The organism is Mesorhizobium australicum (assembly GCF_900177325.1).
Classification (GTDB): domain Bacteria; phylum Pseudomonadota; class Alphaproteobacteria; order Rhizobiales; family Rhizobiaceae; genus Mesorhizobium_A; species Mesorhizobium_A australicum_A.
The window spans coordinates 1,908,072-1,926,338 of sequence record NZ_FXBL01000004.1; the positions used below are offsets into that span (position 1 = coordinate 1,908,072).

Below are 18,267 nucleotides of genomic sequence, written 5' to 3' on the forward strand. Positions count from 1 at the left end.
GCGTAAGAATGCCCCTTGCCGGCTCAGCAAGCTTTGGAGCGTTTCTTGACGACATCGCCTGTCTTGGAGTCGACATGGCGGAGCCCGCTCCTAATGGGATGATGTATGGCGTGTTCCGAGCCCGCTCAAACGATCGTTACTGGCTCGCGCCGCTTTCACCGCGGGGCGCGACACGGGCGGGGCTCGAGATGTTTCAGCCTGTCACCAGCGTCGCGACGCTGGCGAAGCAAGCGGCACTCTTGTCGATTGGGCTGCGTGTAGATTCGTTCTGGGCGCGGCAGCGTATCCGCCTTTCTGGCCTGCCGCGACTAAACGTCATTTTCTGCAAACCCGTGGCGGCAGTCGCATATTTCACCGGCACAGAAGGCCCTCATCGCAAGACCGCGATTCAGTTCATGACGCACGCGGGGGATATTTTGGGCTACGGCAAACTCACCCGAAGCGACGAGGTCGCCCACTATCTTGTCGCCGAGGCGTCCACTCTCGACCGCGTGGCCCAGATGAGGCTGAAGAGTGCGGGCATACCGCGTAAGCTCGGACAGGGAGTGCTGGGCGGGGCGACGTGGATTGTCACGGACAGCCGAAGAGGACGGGCTACGAGGGTCGATTGCAGCTTAGGTGCCGCACATGTTGACTTCCTGAGAGAACTTGCCGTGGGGACGGGGCGATCTGGGAGCACGGAGATCGTGGCGGCCCTTCTGGATCGTGCCTCCGCCCAGGCCGATGCGACATGGTCGCGTCGTTTCCTGCGCGGCAGCGCCCTGGCGAGAGCCTGGCGGGACGGCATCGAGACGTGCTTCGCGCATGGTGACTTTACCCCTTGGAACTGCTTCATCGATGCGGAGGGGCTCTATGTCTTCGACTGGGAATACGCCTGTGAGGGCTATCCGGTTGGTTTCGACTTGGTTCGCTTTCTGCTTGCTCACCCAGCTCAGGTTGAGCCTCGGGAAGAGAACGAAGCGGTCCTCGCGCAACTGGTAGGGGTGCATTTCGCGGGGGACATGGCGCGCGCTGAGCGACATTATCTTCTGTCATTGTTGGTCCACGCGGCATTCTATCAGGAACGCCAGCTGCGTGTCGGTGCTCCGTCTGATCGGTGGAGCGATGCCGATCGCTATGCTCGCCTTGTCGACGCCGCGACACTTGCGGAGGTACGGCAATGATCCGGTCGACGAGTTCCACCGCAATGAATCGCCAACAAAGCACCAGAGCTAAGCAACCGATGGGAATTCTGGTGTCCGCCTATTCTTGCGAGACCGGCAGGGGCAGCGAGGGTGAGATCGGCTGGCGCTTCGTGACCCACCTTGCCCGCGATCACGAAGTCTGGGTCATAACCCGTGCCAATCTACGCGCCGTTCACGCGAGGACCTTTGAGACGGAGCCACGGCCGAAAAGCTTGCACTTCATCTATTTCGATCTGCCGTGGATATTCCGCTTCTACAAGAGAGGCAAACGGTTCTTTCTCGTTTACTATTATTTCTGGCAGATCGGTGTAGGCTTGCGGGCACGGCGTCTGATGCGGGAGCAGCGCTTCGACGTCCTGCATCATCTGATTGGCGGCATGGACTGGATGCCCGCCGGAATCTCGCTGGCGCCTGGTCCATTCGTCTGGGGGCCAGTAGGCAGCGAAAATACCCATCCGCTAATCTTTGCCGACCTGCCGCTCGCGTCGCGTGTCAAGGACCGGAGCCGGCGGGCGATTCGGTGGGTTCTGCGCGGTTTCGACCCGTTCCTGCGATTCACCGCAAGTCGTGCAAGTGTGATCCTGAGCCAAACGCCAGAGACCATGCCGCGTCGTTACAAGCAGCGGATGCGACCGTTCGAGCAAACCGGTATCGCCGACCTCCCGAGCCTGGCGCGACCCAAGAGCGATTTCGAGCGCGGCGAGCGTTTGCAGATCGTATTCGCGGGTGAACTGAAAGACTGGAAAGGGGCATGGTTTGCCTGTGCCGCCGCTCTCAAGTTCTTCGAGAACGACGCGCATTCGGATCTGATCGTTGTTGGTGATGGTCCATTGCGCGCGGATCTCGAGTCGATGGCTCTCCGCCACCCGCAGGGACATAGGGTCCGTTTCCTCGGCGAGATCGCCATGGATCAACTTATCGAAGTCTTACGTTCGGGCGATGTGTTCCTCTACCCCTCCTTCCACCACGGAATGGCGACAGTGGTGCTGCAGGCGATGTTAACGGGCCTTCCGGTAGTCTGCATCGAAGGCGATGCGATCGGGCGGGCTATTAAGCAGGAGGCCGGCATCACGGTGACGCTAAGCCCCGACAGCGATCCGGTGGACGGTATCGTTTCGGCCCTCTCCGAGCTTGCCAAGGACGACGCCCGCCGACAGCGGCTCGCCAAGTCGGCACAGACCATCGCCCGCGAGCGCTTTTCCTACGAAACCCTCTCGGCCGCATTATCGAAAATCTACAAGGAGATCGTGTCCGTCGATGTCGTGCGCGCGCGATAACTCTCGGCGGAAGCCTGCAAAACCAAGTGATAGAGCAATCCTATCGCGAGTATCAATGGTCGTCGGTGGAGCAAGACATACGCCTGCTGGTGCAGACATACGGGAACGTCGAGGTCCTCATGATCCAGGACGAATTGATAGATCGGACTCCGGCAAACTGTCAGGAACAGCAGTGTTGATATACGGATCACCTTCGCCGAATCTGCTAAAGGCGCGCCGAAGGAAGAACGTTTGAAGCAACAACTCGACGAAATTCAGATCCTGCGCGCAGTGGCCGCGCTGGCGGTTCTCGTGTTCCACACCGAGCGAGAGATTGCCATGCTGGACCCCGTCGGAGTCATCTGGTTCCTCCGTAATGCCGCCTGGCTCGGGCAGTTCGGGGTCGATATCTTTTTCGTGATCAGTGGCTTCATCATGTTCTATGTTCATAGGACAGATTTTGGGCACCCTAAACTGATTGGCCAATTCTTTTTGCGTCGAGTGATCCGTATCGTGCCGTCGTATTGGCTACTCACGGCGATCTCTGTGCTCGGGCTGATCTTGATCCCCGCGGCTTTCAACTCAAGGGTGTTGGACTGGCCGTGGATCGTCGCCTCGTTTCTGTTCGTTCCTTGGACGGGGCCCAATGGTGTCGTCGCCCCCGTTGTCGGCCCCGGATGGACGCTCAACTATGAAATGTTCTTCTACCTCGTGTTTGGCGCGTTGCTGGCTTTTCCGAAACGTGCGGCGCTGCTGACGATGGCAGCTCTTCTTTCGGGATTCGCGTTTTTGGGCGTATTGCTCGACCCTGCGGCGCCGGTTCCGGCCTTGATCACCAGCACCCTACTTCTCGAGTTCTTGCTGGGCGTCGGGATCAGCTGGTTGCTCTTTCACGGGGTCTTTTTGCCGCTACGCTTCCGGTTAGGCATCCTCGTGGTTTCGATCCTGATCCTGATGATTGCGATTGTGGTCTATCGCGCGGGGCTTCTCGACACGATCTGGCGGCTAGGATTTTTTGGCTTGCCCGCTGCGGGAATCGTGGTGGCGGTGTTGCTACGCAGCACCACGGTTGATGCCGCGCCTCGGCGAGGATCCCTCTGGCGGTTGCTCCTGGCGATCGGCGATTCCTCCTACGCCTTGTATCTGACACACGTCTTCACACTGCGGATTGGCGGGCTTGTCTTGGAAGGATTTCTTCCACAGTTGCCTGCCAGCATGGACTTCCTGGTGCTGACCGGGCTGGCGATCTTAGTTGGGCATCTGTTCTTCGTGATGTTTGATCAGCCCGTATATGCGTGGCTAAAACGCCGGTTGCCACTGCATCGCCCCGCGACGGTCGTGCCATGAAGGTGGAATCGTATGCCGTGCAGGTAGACGCTGGAACCATTTCGCTTGAAGAGAATGGGAGAGGTCCGGAAAAATTGCGACGATCCACGCTTTCGCGTGGGCTGAGTCGAAGAAAATCCCCTGTGAAAGGGGCAAATTGAGTGGCGGCCTGCCGATTCGTAGATCAATCCGGACTGGGGCAATATGAAGTTTGACCTTCACGAAGAGAGTGCGTCTGGTTAACCGGGGTGGACGCTTCTGACGGGGTTGTTACGAGCAGGAAAGTGGAAGATATGATCTCGACGAACCCGCAGAGCATTAAGTATAACCTGCAGACAGAAAAATTTATCGGAACGCTTGAAACGATACAATTGCTTAGATTTATTGCGGCTGCACTTGTTTTATTTACGCACATAAGCTTCTACGTTCATCAAAGAGCCGATAAAAGCTTTGAGATTTGGCACGATGGGACACAAGGGGTTGGGTTATTTTTTGTGATCTCGGGTTTCATCATGACCGTGACAACACATCATTCCTATGCCAGCGATGGGGCCGCTTGGAAGTTCACGGTATCGCGACTCATTCGCATCGTTCCGCTCTACTGGGCCGTGAATGCCGCGAAGCTGCTGGGACTGGTCGTCGTTCCTGAAATGATCGTCGCGAATCCCGACGTAAAGAACGTGATTCTCTCATTGTTGTTCCTGCCGAGCAGGAACACAGCGGGGCAGGTCGAGGCCTTCTACGGAGTGGGTTGGACGTTGAACTTCGAAATGATGTTCTACGCTCTCTTCGCACTTGCGCTGGTCCTGCGTCTTCGCCCTTCACTCATGGTGATACCGATACTTCTGATTGCTGTACTCCTTTCGTTTGCAAAAAATGACAGCTGGCCCGCAGCCGCCTTCCTACTGGACTGGCGTCTACTCTATTTCGTCTGGGGCATTTTGATTGGTCAATGGTATGTTGCAGGGCGAACCCTCCCAGTCGCGGTCGCGATAGGCCTTATCATCTTCGGTTTTATGTCAATGTTCTTTCCGCTGGGCGTATATGAAATCCTGTTGATGCCACAACTGCATATTGCCGCTCTCATTATGGGATTCGTCGCCCTTGAGAGAAGGATAAGTCATAAAATCCCGAGATTCGTGTCCTTTCTGGGCGACACATCATACTCTCTTTACTTAACGCATCCTATGATTGGCGTTCTCGCAGTTCTCGCACTCCACCGTTTTGCTGGCGAGATGCCGAGCTGGATGCTGTTCGTCCTTGCATCCGCAATCTGTATCGCACTCTCGGCCCTGACCTTTGTTATCTTCGAGCGTCCGGTCACGCAGCTGCTGCGCAAGCGTTTCATGCCCCGATGAAAGGTGAAGCGAGTGGGCTGGTGTAGTAGGTTGGATACACACACACACACACACGACTTATTCCCTCTGAGCAAACAAGCGCCGTTGCGAGGCCATGAAGATAACGATCCAAAACGTCCTAGTGTTTGTCGTGGTGAGTTACGCGATCGTACTGGCTCCGTTCCTCGACGCCGGATTCCGCAACTATCTAGTATTGCTGGCCGCCTTTGCCGGGGCGTTTTCACTTTTCGTTTTTCACGTTCAAGTGGCTCATGTGCAGCTGTGGAGCTTGGTCGTGATCGGCTACATGTGTCTCGTCGCGCTGGCAAACAGCGGGCTCCCGGGGCTTGGTTCGGTAGCACTGACATTTGCCTACCTGATGGGCCAGTTTACAGTCGCCTCGATCGCGAAAAGGTCTTGGTTCGATGCACGATTCGCGGCGACCCTGCTCGGCAGGATCGTGATAGCCTATGCCATCGTATCCGTCCTTCAGATGATTGCGTCGTTCACTGGCCTGTCGGTGCCAAATCTAATAGCAAGCAAAGGCTTGTGGAGCTACAACTCACTCGCTTATGAGCCGTCACATCTTGGTCGTGCGATCGGCATTACGATGCTGGCCTACCTGATCGTTGTTCGCGGGGAGTCCGGCGGTCGCCTTTCCTTCAGATCCGGGTCCATGAACAGAAAGGTCCTCATCGCCTTCTTTGTCACGATGTTGCTAAGCGGCAGCGCGGTAGCTGCGATTGCCATCCCGATAGCATTGATCTTCGCGTTGAGACCGCGGTGGTCGGTCCCGCTGATGGTCATCACGTTCCTGGTTTGGCCGTCGCTGACGTACATCGACTATGAACCGTTGCAACGCGCAATCCGGTTGATCAGCAACTTAGACACCCTTGATATCGAAAGACTTGCCGAGGCCGATGGCAGCGGTGCCGCTAGGTTGATACCCTTTCTTATCTACCTGGATCTTGCTGACCCCTGGACATGGACATTCTGGTTTGGCTATGGCGCCCAGGGCGCAGCGAGTGTCTTTGTCGACCGCGTTAAGGGGATCGCCGACTACGAAGGCGGCGTCTCGTTCTTGCCTGGGTTCCTCGTGACATACGGCTTGGTTGGGTCCGCATTTTTTCTATGGGTCCTTTTAATAAGCGCTTGGAATAGCACTACTTTTCCAATTATCGTCTTCTGGTTCGTTTTCTTTACAAGCGTTCCGTGGAATATTCAGTTGTTCTGGTATGGACTCATCGTCCTTATTTTGGTCAATGAAGCAATCTCCAAACGAAACAGATATCTGCTTGGTGGTGAGCGGCGTGATCTCAAGAGGAGGCCAAACTGGGTTCGCCTGAAGATCGATCCCGTTTCCGATTCAAGAGGTACAAGAAAGCGATGAAATCCAGTTCTGCGTTGGGGGCACAATCTTTGACAACGGTGAACGAATTGAACCCACACAGCAGAATCACCGGGTATGCCCGCAATTACACTCCGTTATTCCGGAAAATGGCGTGGTGGCCAAAAGAAAGACAGAGTGCGACAGGCATGGAACGTGCAATTATGGGCATGCCTATCTTTAGAACCGCGGCCCGTTCTTTTTGGATCGACTTATTGGAGCTTTGTGATGATGCTGAGAGGGTTTGCGTCCATGAACCCGCAACGAAGCGGGAAGGCTGAAAAGGAAATGTCTAGCGTTTCTTCATCATTGCTATCCGGTCGTCCGGAAGAGCGTCGTAAGAAGAGCGCATTCCGCCGCATCGAATGTAAGTATTCGTAAAGTAGCCGTCTGCTATACCTTCTACTGGCTGTTGTATTTTTATTGATGGCAATAATCGAAGGCATTTGAAAATATCTGAGATGGAGACTTATTGGGGTAGAAACCAAACTATGAATATCACCGACGAAACCGTGAACCGGCCCGCCATATCCATTATCGTGTGTGCCTACAACGAACAAAAGCACATTCGCGAGACTCTCGATAGCCTAATCGGCCAGACCTATAGCAACCTCGAGATTCTTGTTATCGATGATGCCTCAACCGATTTGACGCCGCAGATTTGTCGCGACTACACAACACGCGATGCCCGGGTGCGCGTCATCACCCACTCCGAAAACCGCGGCCTCGCTCATGGACGAAAGACCGGCGTAGCTGAAGCCCGCCATGAACTCCTGACCTTCATCGACGCGGATGATATTGCCATGCCCGACATGATCGAACGGCTTGTGGCGGTCCTGCTAGCGGACGGTGATTGTTTGGGCGTATCAGCCTACCGCATATATTTCGACGACGAGCGCGACCTCGGCGTGCAGAAGATCGGCCCGACCAGCCGAGATGACTACCGACGGCTCTATGACGGACGGAAGCTTATCTTTCTCTCCTACCCCAACCTTGTGAGAAAGGCAGATGTGCTGGCGGTTGGGGGCTACCGTGTTAACATAATGCCAAACAACGACGGCATTCGATTTGAGGACTTTTGTGAGGACCTTGATTTGTGGTGCCGGATGTCGGACCTGAGCGCCGACGGTCGCTTTTTTATTACTTTGGAGGAGCCATTATCACGCTACCGCAAACCCGCTGGTTCGATGTCGACGGCGAACGTGAAAATCATGCAGGATAAGATGCGCTGGATCAAAGATTGCCTGCGCCGCCGTCGGGCCGCACAGCCAGAGCGATGCCTAGCCGATTTTCTCGCCTCGCGAACGGCGTTTGATCGATTTTCCGACTGGCGTGCCGACACCGCCGCAGGGTTCTATAAGAAGGCGGGGTTTGCCTATTCTAAGCGTAATTATCTGAAATTCGCATGGTATGTTGCGTTAACAGCTACGATGTCTCCTAAGTTGATCCTTCAGAAGCTAGCCACGCAGAGTGCGAATTTATGATGGATGTATCAACGGGTAGCCCAGAAATCTTAGAAGGGAACGCTCTGCGCCGACTGTTTTCGGGGCTCGATAAGAACAAGATCCGCTATGCCGTGCTGCGCAACCACGAACAGTTGCCGGATCGAGTCGGATCGCGAGATATCGACCTGCTTGTGCATCCAGACGACCGATCCGCTGCCAGAAGGGTGACCGTAGCCGTTGGGAAAGAACTCGAATTGAAGCTATCGGATGTGTTCGATGACGATATGTTTTCATCGATCTGGTTATTTCGCAGGGCCGGCCACGGTGCCCCCTTTGCCCTGAGCGTCGACTTTTTTCCGGGTCGCAGGGTTTACGGGGTTGAACTCTATTCCGTTCAGGATGCGCTTTCCAACCTCCGCCTTCACCGTGGCATCCCTGTGGTCCGTGAGCCCTTCGTTTTTCTCGACAAATGGCTTTATCACCTCGTGGTCGGCAGGTCCACGCCGGCTAGATACGATGAGTTGTTCGCAAGCATAGTAGTCCGGCATCACGACGAACTCTTGGCTTATATTGAAACCTTCCTTGGCCGGGAGGAGGCTGAGGCGGCATTGAGTGTCGTTCGCGCCGGTCAGTCTTCGACCCTTCCGGCGCGATCCGCACGCGAGCGTCTAAGGATGCTGCGTGCACGCCTTAATGTCAGAAGCCTCAAGAGCCTTTCCGGTCCGCTTTGGTTCCTGGCGTACCGCCTGCGAGATCAATTCAAGCTGCGCGGGTTGTTTGTTTCGATAAGCGGGCCGGACGGATCCGGCAAGACGACGGTGATCCGCGAAGTTGCCGCTCAGCTCGAAACGATTTTCGGTGCAGGCGAAGTAAGAAATGCTCACTTCCGCCCGACAGTGCTCCCTCGTATCGCTAAAGTAGCCAAGAAGGCGCGCGCGATAAATACTGTGGACGAGAACTACGAACAGCCCCACCGCGCCAAGCCCTCTGGTGTGATCGGGTCTGCAATGCGACTGATCTATTATTGGTTTGACTACCTCGGCGGCTATTTTCGGCACATTCTTCCTGTACTGAAGCGTCGCGAGGTGATGCTGTTCGACCGCTACTACTTCGACATGATCGCGGATCCTTCCCGAAGCCGGATTGCGTTGCCAAAGCGGCTCATGCGGGTCTTGGGGCGCCTCTTACCGCTGCCGGACTACGCTTTTTTCATCCGAGTCGACCCTGAAGAGATCCGGCGCCGCAAGCAGGAACTCACAATCGAGCGGATCGTCGAGCTGAACGGGCAATACGAAGACCTCGTCAGGCGCGGCTGGTTGATCCCGATCGAAAACAATGGCTCCCCCGAAGAAGCGGCAGCTGCGATCGTCGATTGCATTATTGCCGATCGACATGCGAAAGCAATCCGGGCGCTTCGGTGATCGTATTTTGCCACCTACTCAACGACCGTTCGGGCAGCCCAACAGTGCTGCGCGCCACGCTCGAGGCGCTGGGCGCTCGTGAGAGCGGACTGCTGTTCGTAGGCTCGCAAGGGTGCGGCGTTCTGGATCAGGCCGGGGTGTCGACGCGACGCTATTGGTATCGCCGAAGCCGCTACCGAATCGTGACGCTGTTCACCTATTTCGCCAGCCAGCTGGCGCTTTACCGCGCGCTGAGCCTGTCGCGCGACATTCCCAGCGATGCCACGATCTTCGTGAACACACTGCTGCCCTTCGCTGCTATGCTTTGGGGAAAGAGGACCGGGCGGCGGGTGATCGTGCACGTACACGAGATCTCGATTACACCGGGTCCACTGCGCTGCTTTCTGACGCGTTGTGCGGGGCGCTGCGCAAGCCTGCTGCTTTATGTGTCGAATGATCACCGTGCGCGCCTACCCATCGACGGACCGCGGGCGCTGATCCTGCCTAACCCGGTCAGCCCGGAAATCGCGGTGCGCGCTCGTGATCATGCGCCCGGACGTGCCGGCGGGGACTTCCGGGTGCTGATGCTGGCCTCACTGCGCGGCTACAAAGGCGTCGAGGAGTTCATGGCACTGGCGGCGGCGCTGAGGGAACGCGCTGATATTTCCTTCGACCTTGTTCTGAACGCAGGAACAGAAGAGGTGTCAGCCTTCACCGCGCGCCACCCCGACACAGTAAATGTCACGATTCATCCCAGAACCGACGACCCCACGAGCTTTTATGCCCGTGCCGACCTGGTGCTAAACCTCTCAAGGGTGGATCAATGGATTGAGACGTTCGGTTTGACGATAGTTGAGGCCATGACCTTCGGTATTCCGGTCATCGCCCCACCCGTAGGCGGCCCGGCAGAGATTGTGACCAACGGGGACCAGGGCTATTGTATCGACTCACGAGACGGCCTAGCCCTGCGTGCGGCCATCACCGGCTTGGCTGATAATTCCGAAACCTATGCGGCTATGTCGCGGGCGGCACGGGTTCGCGCGCGCGATTTCACTTTCGACGTCTACGCGACCGCCCTGCGCGCTGCCCTGGACTGGACCGAAGGGGCACAGGGCAAATCATGAAGATTGCGTTGCTGGGCACGGTTGGCGTGCCGGGCCGCTACGGCGGCTTCGAAACCCTTGCCGAGAACTTCGTCCATTACCACGCGGACAGCGGGCGCGACGCCACGCTTACGGTGTGGTGTTCGTCTAGAGGCAAGGTGGACCGCCCTACCCGGTTCAAAAGCGCGGCGCTGCGTTATATCGGTCTGGAGGCGAACGGAATGCAGAGTATCCTGTATGACGCACTGAGCCTGCTGGATGCCGTGCGGACCCGGCATGACCGTATCGTCCTGCTGGGGGTCTCCGGCGCAATGATGCTGCCACTGATCCGGCTGATCAGCCGAGCCCGGATTGTTACCAATATCGACGGGATTGAATGGAAGCGCGAAAAGTGGAACGGCCCTGTCCGTGCTTTCTTGCGAGCGTCGGAGTGGGCGGCAGTGAGATTCTCGCACGCCGTGATCGCCGACAACCAAGCCATCGCCGACCACGTGCGCGCGGCCTATGGCAGCAATTCTTATGTCATTGCCTATGGCGGCGACCAAGCGGTGGCCGATGGGGCCGTGGGCGAGGCCCCCGCGGGCCTGCCTGAACGCTACGCTCTAGCCCTCTGCCGGATTGAGCCGGAAAATAACGTGCGCATGATACTTGAGGCATTCGCTGGAATCGATGAACCGCTGGTCTTCGTCGGAAACTGGGACAGCAGCGCCTATGGCCGCAACCTTAGGGCGCGCTACTCCAACCGCGCAAAGCTGCACCTGCTGGACCCGGTCTACGAGCCCGGCGCACTGCATTCGCTCCGCGCGAGGGCTTCAGTCTATGTGCATGGCCATTCCGCGGGGGGCACCAACCCTTCGCTGGTCGAGATGATGCATTTCGGAGTGCCTGTGCTGGCGCATGGCTGCGCCTTCAACCGGCACAGCACTGAGGGCAAGGCACGCTATTTCGAAACGTCTGAAGAACTTGTGGCGCAGGCGCGGGGCCTTGCCCCTGAAGATGCCGCCGAGATCGGGGCAGCCATGCAGGATATAGCGGCACGTCGCTACACATGGGATAAAATTGGGAAAGCCTATTTCGAGCTGTTGGATCGCGTGTGAGCTGACGTAGGAGACCAGCTCGACGATGCTCTAGCGCAAAACAGAAAGATGATCACGACATGAAGATAGAGGACACAAATCTGGTAGGGGTGAAGATCCTGACTCCAGTTCGTCATAGCGATCCCCGAGGATTTTTCAGCGAGAGCTGGAGCAAGGCAAGAATGGAAGCCGCTGGCCTTCGTTATGACTTTGTACAAGACAATCATTCTATGTCCGTTCATGTTGGCACCGTGCGCGGGCTGCATTTTCAGTCGCCGCCGCATGCTCAGGCCAAGTTGGTCCGCTGCGGCAAGGGTCGGCTGTTTGACGTCGCGGTGGATATCCGCAAAGGATCGCCCACCTTCGGTCAGTGGGTGGGTGTCGATCTGAGTTTCGAAAATGGTAAGCAGTTGCTGATCCCCGCCGGGTTTCTACACGGGTTCATTACGCGAGAACCGTCAACAGAGATCATCTACAAATGTTCAGATTACTTCGCGCCGGAAAGTGATGGCGCGGTGCGTTTCGACGATCCCGACCTTAGCATCGACTGGGGGCTTAAGGAGGATGCGTATCTGTCCGAAAAGGATGCCAGGGCCGCGTTTCTGAAGGACTTCAACTCACCGTTCATCTGGGAAGGCGACGCGTGAAGATCCTTTTGGCAGGCGGCGCGGGCTTTATCGGGTCCGCAGTAGTGCGGCTGGCTGTGACTCGGGGCTATCAGGCGGGGAATGTCGGCGCGTTAACCTATGCTGCTTGCCTCGCCAATGTGGCTTGCCTGACAGATAGCCGGCTTTACGCCTTCGAGCAGGCGGATATCCGCGACCGCGCGGCGCTGGAGCTCATCATTGCTGCCCATCAACCCGATATCGTGATGCAGCTGGCGGCCGAATCCCATGTCAACCGCTCGATTGACGGACCCGCCGATTTTATCGAGACCAATATCATGGGCACCTTCAATATGCCGGAAGCGGCGCGCAAATGCTGGGGCGCGCGAGGCACTTCAGAGGGTCTCCGCTTTCACCACATCTCGACCGACGAGGTCCTCGGCTCATTGCCCGCCGACCCCGCGCTGAAGTTCACGGAAGCCACGCCATACGATCCGCGCAGCCGCTATTCCGCCTCTAAGGCCAGCTCGGATCGCCTAGTGCGCGCCTGGTTCGAGACTTATGGCTTGCCGGTAGTACTGAGCAACTGTTCAAACAATTGCGGGCCCTATCATTTTCCGGAGAAACTGATCCCGGTGGTGATCCTGAACGGACTGGCCGGCAAGCCGCTGCCGATCTATGGCGATGGTAGCAACATCCGCGACTGGTTCTATGTGGAGGATCACGCCGATGCGCTGCTGCTGGTGGCCCAGAAAGGCCAGATTGCGCGCAGTGACAACATCGGTGGTGAGAACGAACGCAGCAACCTAGAGTTGGTGCAAACGATCTGCAGCATCCTCGACCGGCTGCAGCCCCGCAACAGCGGCCGCTATGCCGAGCTGATCACCTTTGTGACCGATCGCCCCGGCCATGACGCCCACTATGCGATTGACCCGAGCCGCATCAGGTCTGAGCTTGGCTGGACGCCCTCTGTCACCGTGGAAGAGGGAATGGAGCATACCGTGCGCTGGTATATTGAGAACGAGGATTGGTGGCGTCCGCTGCTCTCGCGGCAGGGGGTGGGGATGAGGTTGGGCCAAAGTACCTCTGCTTGAACCGAATCAAGATGGGGTGAACGCAACAACTGTCTTTCGAGTTAGGAATAACGAATGTTGATTGCAAACATTGAAAGCGTCGCACGCTTCCTTCGCTGTTACCTGCACATCTTTCTTAGAATCATGAGAAAAAAGCCGATAAGATATATACGAATAACACCTTGGTTTTCTTTTTTAAAATATGTAGTATTATTTGATATGAAGAATCTCACGTTTTTTAATCTTCATATTCGCTCAAGAACAGAGAGTATTGTAGTTGATCAGATACTTGTAGAGCGATGCTATGACACTAGTGAAATGCGGAGGCACGGTGAAATCGTTCGCAGATATGATGAAATAGTTCAATCGGGAAAATTACCATTTATTCTTGACTGTGGAGGAAATATTGGGATATCGGCGCGATGGTTCAGCGAACAGTTCACAGAAGCAAAAATTGCTTGCGTCGAGCCTAGCTTTAAGAATATTGCTTTAGCTAACCTTAATGCACCAAATGCAGATATGATTCAGGGCGCGGTTGGGTCAGATGCCGGAATTTGTGAGATTTCCAACCCCGACGCTAATTCCTGGGCATTTCAGGTGAGTATAGGGTACGGAAGTATTCCCGTTCTTTCCGTCGAGGACGTGCTGAGGCGGTATCCAAAAGAAGAATTCACACCATTTATTATAAAGATAGACATAGAAGGTTTCGAGGAGGATCTCTTTTCAAGAAATACTGAGTGGATCACTGATTTCTTCGTGATTATTGTCGAGTTGCATGATTGGTTGTTACCCAATAAGGCAACGTCTCAAAATTTTCTAAAGTCGATTTCTCAAGAGAGGCGTGACTTCATACTAAGTGGCGAGAATATTTTTAGCATTCAATGTGCCCGGCAGATGGCGATAAATCGATGATTCAGCATAAGGCAGGTTCCATGCTGGTCTTTGGCCGAAGCGGTCAGGTCGCAACAGAACTGCAGCGACTAAACGATGTAGTGGCGCTGGGACGCGATCAGGTTGATCTCTTGTATCCGGCCGCCTGTGCTGCGGTCGTGCGCGCCCACCGCCCCCGAGCCGTGATCAATGCCGCTGCCTATACCGGCGTCGATGCCGCAGAGGAGGACGAAGCGATGGCCACAGTGATCAACGCCAACGCCCCCGCGGCTATGGCTCGGGCCTGCGCGGCGCTGGATGTCCCTTTCGTGCATATCTCGACCGACTATGTATTTGCCGGCACTGGCAGTCAGTCTTGGACGCCTGATGACAGCGTCGACCCCCAAAACGCATATGGCCGCAGCAAGCTGGCGGGCGAAGAGGCGATCCGTGCGGTGGGTGGCCGCTATGCCATCATGTGCACCTCTTGGGTGTTTTGCGCCCATGGCGGCAATTTCGTCAAGACCATGCTGAGCTTGTCGGAAAGCGGCGCCAGCTTACGCGTGGTGGACGACCAGATCGGTGCCCCACCCCCGTCCGCGCGGTTGCCGCAGCCTGCCTCAACATCGCCGATCAACTGGGCCAAAGCCCCACTAAATCGGGCACATATCACTTCAGCGGAGCGCCCGATACCAACTCGTGCGATTCCGCCCGCGCGATCCTTGCCATGGCCAAGCGCGCCACCATCGTCCAGCAGATTGCCACCGCTGACTATCCCACGCCAGCCGCGCGGCCGCTGAATTCGCGGCTGGATTGTCGCCAGACCGAACAGGCCTTTGGGTTAGCCCGCCCCGATTGGCGCAAAGCGCTGACCGACGTCATTCACGAGTTGGAGCAGCAGATATGTGCACTCGAAAATGAATAATCTTGGCAGGTGGGTTGGGCACGCGGCTTCACCCGATCGCCATGGGTATCTCGAAACAGCTTTTGTCGATCTACGACAATCCGATGGTCTATTACCCGCTGACGGTGCTAATGCTGGCGGGCATCCGCAATATCTTGATAATCACCACCCCGCATGACCAAGAGCAATTCCAGCGCGCGCTTGGCGATGGGTAACCGCTGTTCTCAGGCCACGGCCTTGAGTGGCGCGGGGGCATAGGCCCAGGGCAGCAGGTCGTCGAGCTGGCTTTGCGGATGGCCTGCAACGATGAGGGTGATGACGTCGGCGAGGTAGGCGTACGGGTCGACACTGTTGAGTTTCGCGGTTTCTACGAGCGAGGCGATGGTCGCCCAGTGCTCGCCACCGCCGTCGGAACCGGCGAAGAGCGCATTCTTCCGATTGAGGGCGATTGGCCTGATCGAGCGTTCGACGACGTTGGAGTCGATCTCGACGCGGCCGTCGTCGAGGAAGCGACCAAGTCCGGCCCAGCGCGAGAGCGGGTAGCGGATTGCTTCGGCGAGCTTGCTCTTCTGGCTGATCAGGGCGAGCTTCTCGCGCAGCCATGGCTGGAGGGTATCGATGACGGGGCGGCTTCTTTCCTGGCGGGCGGTGCGCCGCTCTTCGGGCGAGCGTCCCCGTATCTCGCTCTCGATCTTGTAGAGTTCGGCGATGCGCTGGAGCGCCTCCGTGGCGATCGGCGCAGGTCCGGACTGGGCCAGTTCGTAGAAGCGTCGACGGACATGCGCCCAGCAGAACGCCAGGCTCACGGCATTGCGCTCGGCCAACGCCCGGTATCCGGCGTAGCCGTCGACTTGCAGGATTCCGACGAAGCCCTGAAGGTGCCGCAGTGGCTGTTCGGCCTTGCGGTCGGGCGCATAGAGATAGGCGACGCCAGGTGGAGCGATCCCGCCCCAGGGGCGATCGTCGCGGGCGTAAGCGAACAGCTGGCCCGTCTTGGTTCGGCCGCGCCCGGGATCGAGCACCGGCGCCGTGGTCTCGTCGGCGAAGAGCTTGCCGGACGCCTTCAGCCGCTCGAACAGCCGCTCGTGGACCGGCCGGAGCAGGAAGGCTGCCTTGCCGACCCAGTCGGCGAGCGTCGATCGATCCAGGTTCACGCCTTGGCGGGCATAGATCTGCGCCTGGCGATACAGCGGAAGGTGGTCGGCGTACTTGCCGACCAGAACATGGGCGACGGTCGCCTCGGTCGGGATGCCGCCTTCGACGAGCCGCGATGGAGCCGCCGCTTGCACAACGACCTCCTCGCAGCTCCGGCAGGCGTATTTCGGCCGGCACGTGACGATTACACGGAACTGGGCCGGCACGATGTCGAGGCGCTCGGAGCGATCCTCGCCCATGACGTGCAGCATGCCCTTGCAGCACGGGCAGATCTTGTCGGGAATGTCGATGACCTGCTCGATACGCGGCAGGTGCGCGGGCAGTGCACCGCGGTTGGTGCGGCGCTTGCTGGCGCGAGCCTCGCGCTTGGCAGGATCGGCGGTGTCCTCCGCGGCGAAGCCCTCCGCCTCGACCTGCTCGGCCTCTTCCAGGCCCAGCAGCAGCTGCTCGACGGGCAGGCTCTCTGCCCTGCGGCCGAAGCGGTGGCGCTGCAGTTCCTTGATGATCTGGCGCAGCCGCTCGTTCTCGGCGCGCTCCGCCGCGAGCATCGCTTGAAGCGCGATCGGATCGTTGGTCTGAGGCTCGGCCGGGTTGCTCACAAGGCCGATTCAATCATGCATTCCAATGCTTTGCCAGCGTCTCTAGCCGCCCATGGAATCAACTTGCCGCGACCGGCGCGCGCGTCTCACGGGCGTCATGCACGCGCCGCCAATCCAACCCTTCCAGGAGCGCCTGCAATTGCGCCGCCGACAACCTCACCACGCCGTCGGTGATGGCAGGCCAGCAGAACTTCCCGTCCTCCAGACGCTTCGCCAGCAGGCACACGCCGGTGCCGTCGAAGTACACCAGCTTGACCCGATCGGCGCGCTTGGCCCTGAAGACGTAGACCGCGCCAGAGAACGGATCGGCGCCCATCGTCTCGCGTACCAGCGCCGCCAGGCCCTCGGCCCCCTTGCGGAAGTCCACCGGCTTCGTCGCGACCATCACCTTGACCGCACCCGTCGGCCCGATCACGACGGCGCCTTCAGCGCACGGATCACCGCCGCCACCGTCCTGGCGTCGGCGCCACGACCGATCCGCATGGCGACGCCGTCAATCTCCAGCTCGATCACGCCGGCTTCTCGCGCGGCCTTCCGCTTGCGCGTCGATCTCGCGCGCTTCCCCGCCGGTTCGGGCTCCGGTGCCGCCGCGACCACTGCTGGAACAAACAATGGCTCCGGTGCCGGCGCACTCCCCAACGGCACCCGCGCGGACCGGCGCCAGGCGAACAGCTGCTGCGGGGACAATGCATAGCGCCGGGCCACCGCGCTCACGGTCTCGCCGGCATCGTAGCTTTCCGCCACGATCCGCGCCTTCTCCTCCGGCAACCATTCGCGCCGCCGTCCAGAACCCGTGAATATCTCAAGCCGTCGAACCGGCTCCTCGTCCCTGGACTTAAGCGTAAGCTCTGAAATCGTCATGTGTCGAAGCCCTCAAAGGCTCCGAGCATCGTGGCTCATGACCACGCGCGAAAGGTGGTGCCGCAACAGCGCTCACGGCGATGGCAGCCAATGGGGCGTTTCACTCAGCTACGTGATCCAGCCCAACCCCGACGGGCTAGCGCAAGCGTTCATCTCGGGTGAAGATTTCCTTGATGGGGCGCATCGGTGATGGTGCTGGGCGACAACGTTTTTTTTTGGCCACGGTTTGTCTGACCTCTTGCAAGACGCCGTGCGGATGAAGACCGGCGCCACCGTCTTTGGCTATCGCATGGCCGACCCGGAGCGCTATGGCGTGGTGGATTTTAATGCCGATGGCACAGTGCGGTCGATCGTTGAGAAACCCTCGGTGCCGCGCTCGAATTACGCGGTCACCGGGCTTTACTTCCTCGACGGAACCGCGCCCGAACGCGCCAAAAAGGTGCAGCCAACGGTCCGCGGCGAGCTGGAGATTACCAGCCTGCTGGAAAGCTATCTGTCTGACGGCACCCTCTCAGTAGTGAAAATGGGCCGCGGCTATGCATGGCCGGACACCGGCACCCACGTCAGCCTGCTGGATGCGGGCAACTTCGCACCCTGACCGAACGCCAGGGCCAGCAAGTGGGTTCCCCAGACGAGGTCGCTTTCATTATGGGCGGGATCACCAACGAGCAGCTCAATTCCCGTGC

Annotated in this window: 17 protein-coding genes and 2 pseudogenes; 16 read left to right on the forward strand and 3 right to left on the reverse strand. The window is 58.1% G+C overall.

What is annotated here, in order from left to right:
- The first annotated feature begins 74 nt into the window (after window positions 1-74).
- The 14 genes and pseudogenes from B9Z03_RS11690 to B9Z03_RS11755 all read left to right on the forward strand — a co-directional run.
- Window positions 75-1,163, forward strand: a complete 1,089-nt coding sequence (locus B9Z03_RS11690; protein ID WP_176247493.1) for a phosphotransferase family protein — start codon at window positions 75-77, stop codon at window positions 1,161-1,163.
- On the forward strand, window positions 1,160-2,461 hold the full coding sequence (locus B9Z03_RS11695; RefSeq protein ID WP_085464363.1) for a glycosyltransferase family 4 protein: 1,302 nt from the start codon (window positions 1,160-1,162) through the stop codon (window positions 2,459-2,461). The genes B9Z03_RS11690 and B9Z03_RS11695 overlap by 4 nt, the downstream gene beginning before the upstream one ends.
- A gap of 231 nt (window positions 2,462-2,692) precedes the next feature.
- Window positions 2,693-3,787 (forward strand): acyltransferase family protein, encoded by a 1,095-nt coding sequence (locus tag B9Z03_RS11700; RefSeq protein WP_176247494.1) that lies wholly within the window; start codon window positions 2,693-2,695, stop codon window positions 3,785-3,787.
- A gap of 272 nt (window positions 3,788-4,059) precedes the next feature.
- Window positions 4,060-5,124, forward strand: coding sequence for an acyltransferase family protein (locus tag B9Z03_RS11705; RefSeq protein ID WP_085464365.1), 1,065 nt, complete (start codon window positions 4,060-4,062; stop codon window positions 5,122-5,124).
- 94 nt (window positions 5,125-5,218) lie between these two features.
- Entirely contained in the window at window positions 5,219-6,493 is a 1,275-nt protein-coding gene (locus tag B9Z03_RS11710; protein WP_085464366.1) for a hypothetical protein, read from the forward strand.
- Window positions 6,494-6,981: 488 nt separating this feature from the next.
- Window positions 6,982-7,974, forward strand: a complete 993-nt coding sequence (locus tag B9Z03_RS11715; protein WP_176247496.1) for a glycosyltransferase family 2 protein — start codon at window positions 6,982-6,984, stop codon at window positions 7,972-7,974.
- Entirely contained in the window at window positions 7,974-9,356 is a 1,383-nt protein-coding gene (locus B9Z03_RS11720) for a hypothetical protein (RefSeq protein ID WP_176247497.1), read from the forward strand. The genes B9Z03_RS11715 and B9Z03_RS11720 overlap by 1 nt, the downstream gene beginning before the upstream one ends.
- Entirely contained in the window at window positions 9,353-10,459 is a 1,107-nt protein-coding gene (locus B9Z03_RS11725) for a glycosyltransferase family 4 protein (RefSeq protein WP_210191368.1), read from the forward strand. Before B9Z03_RS11720 ends, B9Z03_RS11725 begins: the two co-directional genes overlap by 4 nt.
- On the forward strand, window positions 10,456-11,535 hold the full coding sequence (locus B9Z03_RS11730; RefSeq protein ID WP_210191369.1) for a DUF1972 domain-containing protein: 1,080 nt from the start codon (window positions 10,456-10,458) through the stop codon (window positions 11,533-11,535). Before B9Z03_RS11725 ends, B9Z03_RS11730 begins: the two co-directional genes overlap by 4 nt.
- Window positions 11,536-11,594: 59 nt before the next feature.
- The gene (rfbC, locus tag B9Z03_RS11735; protein ID WP_085464371.1) at window positions 11,595-12,161 is read left to right on the forward strand and encodes a dTDP-4-dehydrorhamnose 3,5-epimerase; all 567 of its coding nucleotides are present in this window, start codon (window positions 11,595-11,597) and stop codon (window positions 12,159-12,161) included.
- Entirely contained in the window at window positions 12,158-13,213 is a 1,056-nt protein-coding gene (rfbB, locus tag B9Z03_RS11740) for a dTDP-glucose 4,6-dehydratase (RefSeq protein WP_085464372.1), read from the forward strand. The genes rfbC and rfbB overlap by 4 nt, the downstream gene beginning before the upstream one ends.
- 54 nt (window positions 13,214-13,267) lie before the next feature.
- Window positions 13,268-14,104, forward strand: coding sequence for an FkbM family methyltransferase (locus B9Z03_RS11745; protein ID WP_085464373.1), 837 nt, complete (start codon window positions 13,268-13,270; stop codon window positions 14,102-14,104).
- A 20-nt stretch (window positions 14,105-14,124) separates the two neighbouring features.
- Window positions 14,125-14,987, forward strand: a pseudogene (rfbD, locus tag B9Z03_RS11750) (dTDP-4-dehydrorhamnose reductase).
- A pseudogene (locus tag B9Z03_RS11755) lies at window positions 14,984-15,178 on the forward strand (sugar phosphate nucleotidyltransferase); the annotation flags it as partial. The pseudogenes rfbD and B9Z03_RS11755, both read left to right, overlap by 4 nt.
- 12 nt (window positions 15,179-15,190) lie before the next feature.
- On the opposite strand, the gene tnpC reads toward B9Z03_RS11755, so the two are convergent.
- The 3 genes from tnpC to tnpA all read right to left on the reverse strand — a co-directional run bounded on the left by tnpC (window position 15,191) and on the right by tnpA (window position 17,581).
- A complete protein-coding gene (tnpC, locus tag B9Z03_RS11760; protein ID WP_139832461.1) occupies window positions 15,191-16,669 on the reverse strand; it encodes an IS66 family transposase in 1,479 nt (492 codons plus the stop codon).
- Between the two features lie 109 nt (window positions 16,670-16,778).
- A complete protein-coding gene (gene tnpB, locus B9Z03_RS11765) occupies window positions 16,779-17,105 on the reverse strand; it encodes an IS66 family insertion sequence element accessory protein TnpB (RefSeq protein WP_224690299.1) in 327 nt (108 codons plus the stop codon).
- Between the two features lie 26 nt (window positions 17,106-17,131).
- Entirely contained in the window at window positions 17,132-17,581 is a 450-nt protein-coding gene (gene tnpA / locus B9Z03_RS11770; RefSeq protein ID WP_085464376.1) for an IS66-like element accessory protein TnpA, read from the reverse strand.
- Window positions 17,582-17,618: 37 nt separating this feature from the next.
- Between tnpA and B9Z03_RS30505 the strand changes: the two genes are divergently transcribed.
- Together B9Z03_RS30505 and B9Z03_RS30260 are read left to right on the forward strand one after the other, a co-directional pair.
- Complete coding sequence (locus B9Z03_RS30505) at window positions 17,619-17,771, forward strand: sugar phosphate nucleotidyltransferase (RefSeq protein ID WP_348529013.1); 153 nt, start codon at window positions 17,619-17,621, stop codon at window positions 17,769-17,771.
- A gap of 66 nt (window positions 17,772-17,837) precedes the next feature.
- Entirely contained in the window at window positions 17,838-18,179 is a 342-nt protein-coding gene (locus B9Z03_RS30260) for a sugar phosphate nucleotidyltransferase (RefSeq protein ID WP_244561721.1), read from the forward strand.
- The last annotated feature ends 88 nt before the right edge of the window (window positions 18,180-18,267 follow it).